The sequence below is a fragment of the Candidatus Synechococcus spongiarum genome, assembly GCF_900047545.1.
In the GTDB taxonomy this organism is placed as follows: domain Bacteria; phylum Cyanobacteriota; class Cyanobacteriia; order PCC-6307; family Cyanobiaceae; genus Synechococcus_B; species Synechococcus_B spongiarum_C.
The window spans coordinates 1-5907 of record NZ_FITM01000124.1 but is presented as its reverse complement, the minus strand read 5'-3'; the positions used below and the strand labels follow the sequence as shown (position 1 = coordinate 5907).

Below are 5907 nucleotides of genomic sequence, written 5' to 3'. Positions count from 1 at the left end.
TCCAGGTGGGGGAAGAGTTGCGGCGGCTGGGTTACGGGGCGGGGCTCAAGGTGCTGGTGGTGAGCAATCCCGTCATCTTTCACCATTACGGACCCCACGTCATGGAGGCCTTGCGGACCGCCGGCTTCAGCGCCAGTTCCCTGGTGGTGGAGGCGGGGGAAACCCATAAAACCCCTGCCACCGTGGCCCGGATTTACGATGCCTGCTGGCGTGAACGCCTGGAGCGGGGCTCCCTGATCCTGGCCCTTGGCGGTGGCGTCGTGGGAGACATGGCGGGATTTGCCGCCGCCACTTGGTTGCGGGGCATCGCCGTGGTGCAAGTGCCCACCACCCTGTTGGCCATGGTGGATGCCGCCATCGGCGGCAAAGCCGGCGTGAATCATCCGGGCGGCAAAAATCTCGTCGGCGCCTTCCACCAACCCCGGCTGGTGTTGGTGGATCCGCAGGTCTTATCCACCCTGCCGGAGCGGGAGTTTCAAGCGGGCATGGCGGAGGTGGTCAAATACGGGGTCATTGGCGACGTGGACCTGTTCACCAGGCTGGAGCAAGCCCAGGATCTCAGCTCCGCCACTGGGGTGGGACCCACCCTGCTCATTGAGGTGCTCTGCCGCTCCGCTGCCGCCAAAGCCGCCGTGGTGGCGGCCGATGAGCACGAAAGCGGCCGCCGGGCCATTCTCAACTACGGCCACACCCTGGGCCACGCCCTGGAAACCCTGACGGGATACAACACCTATCTCCACGGGGAGGCGGTGGCGCTGGGGATGCAAGCCATGGGCTGGATCGCCAGCCGGGAAGGCCATTGGCAGGAGGCGGAGCACCAACGCCAGGCCAGGGTGCTAGCCAAAGCCGGTCTCCCCCTCCGCTGGCCCCCCCTGGACGCGGACACCGTGGTGGCTTGCCTGGGCAGCGATAAAAAAGTGTGCCATGGTCGGGTGCGCTTCGTGGTGCCCCGCGCCCTGGGTCACGTGGAGATTCGTGATGACATCAGCGCCAAGCGAGTGGGGCAGGCACTGAGGGCATTGCAGGAGTGAAGCCCATGCGCATCGATCAGCTCACCGTCCTGAACTTCAGGAGATTCGAGGAGAACACCTTCGAGCTTCATCCCCGATTCACGCTGCTGGTGGGGGACAACGGCGCAGGCAAGACGGCGCTTCTGGAGGCGCTTCGGGTGGGTGTGGGGGCGTATTTGCTGGGGATCGACAATTCACCCGTACCCGCACCCTCTATCAGGCGGGACTGCGTGCGGCTGGAGACCAGGCAAGGCGGAGAGTTCTCCACCTTTGAACGGGTTATTCCGTGCGTAGTCCGTTGCGAGGGGCGGGTGCATGGCCAGGATCTGCGCTGGTCTCGGAAGTTGACTTCGGTCCGTGGACGCACCAATCGCGTTGGCACACGGGCACTTGAGCAGTGCGTTAAAAGGCATGCTCAGGAAGACAAGAAGGCAATGAAAGACGAGCAGGTGGTGAACTTGCCCCTGGTTGCCTTCTACGGCACCGGGCGTCTCTGGATCGAACCGCGGACAACCAAGCGCGTGCGCTCTGCGGTGCGTCAGCCACTGGGCAAGGCGTCCCGGTTTGAAGCCTATCGGGGCTGCCTGGAACCGACGGTGTCATCGGAATGGCTGCGCAGGTGGATCAAGAAGATGGAGTTGATCGCACACCAGAACCAGCAGCCGCTCCAGAGCCTTGATGCGGTCTATGGGGCCGTTGTGGGCTGTGTCGAGGGTGTGGAGAAGGCGGAGTACGACTTCGACATGGACGACATCGTGCTGGACTTCAAGAACGGGGAGCGTTTTCCGTTTGATTTGCTGAGCGACGGGCAAAGAACCATGATGGCCCTTGCCGCCGATGTGGCATGGCGTTGTGTTCAACTGAACCCCCACCTGGCGGGGCAAGCGCTGAGGGAAACCGAAGGCGTGGTGCTGATTGATGAACTGGACCTCCACCTGCACCCCAACTGGCAGGGTGTAATCGTGCGCAACCTCCTCTCCTTCTTCTCAAAATTGCAGTTTGTCGCAACAACCCATTCGCCGTTCATCGTTCAATCACTGGACGGGCAAGGCTTGATCAATCTCAGCGACGACAACTTTCTCCAAGAGCGAAAAGAACCCTACAGCATCGAAGACGTGGCCGAGGAGACCATGGGCGTGAAAGCGCCCCAGCGCAGCAAGCGGTTTCTGGAGATGGAAACTGCGGCGCGGCGCTACTACGAACTCCTCGATCAGTGCAAAGACGACCAGCATCCCGATGTAGAGCAGGCAAAGAAGGAATTGGATCGCATCGAGGCCGACTTCTCTGATAATCCAGCCTATGCCGCCTTCTTGAAGCTGGATCATTACGCGGCGGGGTAAGACAATGCGATCAGTCCAGCGCGGCGAGTGGCCCACCGGAAACAACGGCAGCCGGATCTCCTTTCAGCCATACCAGAAAGCAAAAGATCATCTCATCGAAAGAATTGGTGAGTATTGCAGCTACTGTGAGCGCTGTGGAGATCTCGCTGTGGAGCACGTGATTCCAAAATCGAAGGCAGAGAATCTTGAAACCGAGTGGTCCAATCTCCTGCTTGGGTGCGTCAACTGCAATAGCCGCAAGTCCAACAAAAACAATTCCCGTGACGGGTACCTCTGGCCGGATTGCGATGATACGTTCAACGCTTTCGTGTATCACGAGAGTGGACGGGTGTCCGTGAACGAGGGACTAGCGGGGGACGAGCATCACAAGGCGTCGGCGTTGTTTGATCTTGTGGGGCTGGGGGCGGAGGGAACGTCTATGGACAAGCGTCAGCGTAAGAGACGCGAGGCGTGGAATACTGCGGCCAAGTATCGAGATTCGATCCATGATGACAATTCAGCTGACAAATCAAGAGAGATTGAGATAAGGGAGCTTGCGATCAAGAATGCCCTGGGGATCGGATTCTTCAGCGTCTGGATGACTGTTTTCCACGACGATGAGGATATGCGCCAACGATTGACGGAGGCATTTGCGGGAACCCGCACGGGATGATGACCAAAAACGCTTGCAGTCTTTGAACCAAGGTAAGAGGAGTGGCCTGGGGTGACCCCCCCCTATCCAAAATCGTAGATCCTTTACAGCGGAGCCAACTCCTGCGCTGTGGAGAGCCGGCCGTCCTCCATTTGCAGCAAGCGGTCGGCTACGTCCAGGATGCGCGGGTCGTGGGTCACCATTAGCACGGCACAATGGTGCTGGGTGGCCATCCGCTTCAACAACTCCACCACCTCCCGTCCCGTGCGGCGATCCAGGGCGGCGGTGGGTTCATCCGCCAGCAGCACCTTGGGATTCCCCGCCAGGGCACGGGCAATGGCCACCCGCTGACATTGTCCCCCCGACAAGGCAGAGGGGTGCTTACCGTGGTGGTCCTCCAGGCCGATTTCCGACAAGAGATCAATGGCGTGTTGGCGCCGCTGGTCGAAGCTCAAGCCGGGCACAAGATCCGCTGCCATTTGTACGTTCTGGGTGGCGGTGAGGCAGCGCAACAGGTTATGGCTTTGGAAAATGATCCCCATCTGACGCCGTACTCGCCGCTGCACGGACTTGCGGGCCTTGAGCAACTGTTCCCCCAGCACCTCCAGGGAGCCGTCCTGCACCGTGCGCAGGGCGCCGATGAGGGTGAGCAGGGTGGTCTTCCCACAGCCGGAAGGACCACTGAGCAACACCATCTCGCCCGGATTCAGGGTGAGGTGAAGGTTATGGAGTACTTGACGGCGCTGGTCGCCACGGCCAAACCAATGGTTCAGCTCGGCAATGCGCACAAGGGGTTGTGGTGGGGTGGGTTGCAGGGTGGCCACTTAGAAAACCTCGGCAGGGTCCGCGTCCCTGATCTTGCCCATGGCCAGCAATCCCGAGATGATGCACATGACGAAGATCATGACAAATACAAAGATCGCCATCTGACTGCTCATGACGATGGGCAAATTTGTTGCCCCGCGAGCGAGGCCATAGATTCCTTTGCCCGCCAAAAAGGCGGGGATGTAGCCAAAGCCCGCCAGCAGAAGAGATTCTTGTAGGATGACCATCACCAGATCCATGGAGCTGTAACCCATGGCCTTGAGGGTGGCGTATTCCGGCAAGTGGTCCACCACGTCACTGAAGAGAATCTGGTAGACAACCACTGCACCCACCACCAAGCCCATGGCCGCTCCCAAATTGAAAATGAAGCCGATGGAGGTGGCTTCGCGCCAGTAGTCCTGCTCAGAATCCAGGAACTCCTGCTTGGTGAGCACCTGCACATCATCGGGCAACGCCTTGTTCAAGGCTGCCGCCACGGCATCGGGATCCGCTCCAGGCACAAGGCGGATCAGTCCCAGTTCAATGGAGGTGCTGGAGCCGTCCGACGATCCCACCAGTTGATTAAAGGTGTGATTGCTGGTGAGCAAGTGTCCGTCGGCCCCGAAGGAAACTCCCAGCTCCACCAGGCCTTCCACCCACACCTGTGTATTTTGCACTTCCGCCGTGACAGTACGTCCAGCATTGAACCAGTCCTCCACAGGACCGAACTCTGGTCGGCTAAGGCGATCATAGAGAACCCGCTGATCCAGTTGCAAGCCCTTCTTTTGTTCTGTAAGACTTTTCAGGTTCAAAATGTCATCATTGGGGTCGAAGCCCACCGCCTGGATGGCGCGGGGTGAGCCGGTTTCCGGGTTTTTCCAGACCAGCAGGCTCCAGCGCACCGGAGCAATGCTCTCCACCTCTGGCCATGAGGCCGCCTGAAACAGACGCCGCTGGGGGAACGGCTCCATGGAAACGGAACTGGAGCTGGTGGAACTGACAACCACCACGTCCGCATTGAAGAGCCGGTAGATGGTGATGCTGGCATCGAAGAGCGCATCCCGGAAGCCCAACTGCAGAAACATGAGCATCCCCGCAAAGCAGATGCCCGCCAGGGCCACCACCAACCGCCCTGGCTGCCGGGTGAGCAGGCACCAGGCCAGGGGAATCCGCCGTCGCCAGACAAATCTCATGGTCCCCCTCACCCCGAGTCTGTGTCAATCCGCACCAGCACCTGCATCCGCGTCAAATTCCTGACCCGTTGCGAGGCGGGTGGATCCAGGGCAACGCGCACCTCCACCACCCGTGCGTCCACGGCATCCTTGGGATCGGAGCTGAACACGTCACGGCGATTCACCTGACGGCTGATTTCCCGCACCTGCCCGGATAACTCACCGGTAAAGCCTCCATGCTCCGACGTGATGCGGACCCGCTGGCCGGGACGAATTCGGCTGATGTCTGTTTCATAGACCTCTGCCACCACCTCCATAAAGTCCGTCTGGCCCAGTTCCAACACCCCGGAATCACCGGGGCGCTCTCCCTGGCGGGTGAGAATGTCCAGAACGGTTCCCGCCATGGGCGCCCTTAGGGTGGCGTCACGAAGGTCCACATCAATCACCATGATCTCGGCTGCGGTCCGGGCATGGTCGCCGGCAAGCTTTTCCGTGGCGCGGCGCCGCTGGTCCAGGCTGTCCTGGCTAACGGCGCCGCTGGTCACCAGATCCCCATAGCGCTTCTCCTCGCTGCGACTCACCTCCAGTTGTCTGGCCAGCGAGTCCATCTCCGCCTGGAGTCTGCGGCGTTGCGACTGGAGCCGGGGGATGCTGTCAAACATCACCAACTCCTGACCCTCGACCACTTGGTCCCCCTCCTTCACCAGAAGCCGGGCCACACGCGCAGGGGCGGCACCATGGTTGGGTCCCGCCAGGCGCTGCACTTGGCCACGGGGTTCGATGTACCCCAGGGCGGCCACGTAGCGGGCAACGGGAAGCGGCGTTACGGCCTCTTCAGACTCGACTGCCTGTGCCGCAACTGTTGCTTCCGGAGGTTTCCCTTCCTCCCGCTGGCGCAACAGACGGAACGCCAACAGGCCCGCTGCCAGAACCAGGAGAGAGATGCCCGC

At 60.8% G+C, this 5907-nt stretch carries 6 protein-coding genes; 3 read left to right on the top strand and 3 right to left on the bottom strand.

Annotated elements, in window-relative coordinates; genetic code table 11:
* From aroB to FLM9_RS05280, 3 genes are all read left to right on the top strand, one after another.
* Positions 1 to 1031 (top strand): 3-dehydroquinate synthase (gene aroB / locus FLM9_RS05290; protein ID WP_102135488.1); only part of this gene is annotated, 1031 nt, incomplete at its 5' end.
* A gap of 5 nt (positions 1032 to 1036) precedes the next feature.
* Positions 1037 to 2350: an AAA family ATPase gene (locus FLM9_RS05285; RefSeq protein WP_074457592.1), complete on the top strand. Its 1314-nt coding sequence runs from the start codon at positions 1037 to 1039 to the stop codon at positions 2348 to 2350.
* Positions 2351 to 2354: 4 nt separating this feature from the next.
* The gene (locus tag FLM9_RS05280; RefSeq protein WP_074457587.1) at positions 2355 to 3002 is read left to right on the top strand and encodes an HNH endonuclease; all 648 of its coding nucleotides are present in this window, start codon (positions 2355 to 2357) and stop codon (positions 3000 to 3002) included.
* A gap of 83 nt (positions 3003 to 3085) precedes the next feature.
* On the opposite strand, the gene FLM9_RS05275 is transcribed toward FLM9_RS05280, so the two are convergent.
* From FLM9_RS05275 to FLM9_RS05265, 3 genes are all read right to left on the bottom strand, one after another.
* Complete coding sequence (locus FLM9_RS05275) at positions 3086 to 3805, bottom strand: ATP-binding cassette domain-containing protein (protein ID WP_257243019.1); 720 nt, start codon at positions 3803 to 3805, stop codon at positions 3086 to 3088.
* Complete coding sequence (gene devC / locus FLM9_RS05270) at positions 3806 to 4978, bottom strand: ABC transporter permease DevC (RefSeq protein ID WP_074457590.1); 1173 nt, start codon at positions 4976 to 4978, stop codon at positions 3806 to 3808.
* Between the two features lie 8 nt (positions 4979 to 4986).
* Positions 4987 to 5907: HlyD family efflux transporter periplasmic adaptor subunit (locus FLM9_RS05265; RefSeq protein WP_081340212.1), on the bottom strand; the 921-nt coding region annotated here is incomplete at its 5' end.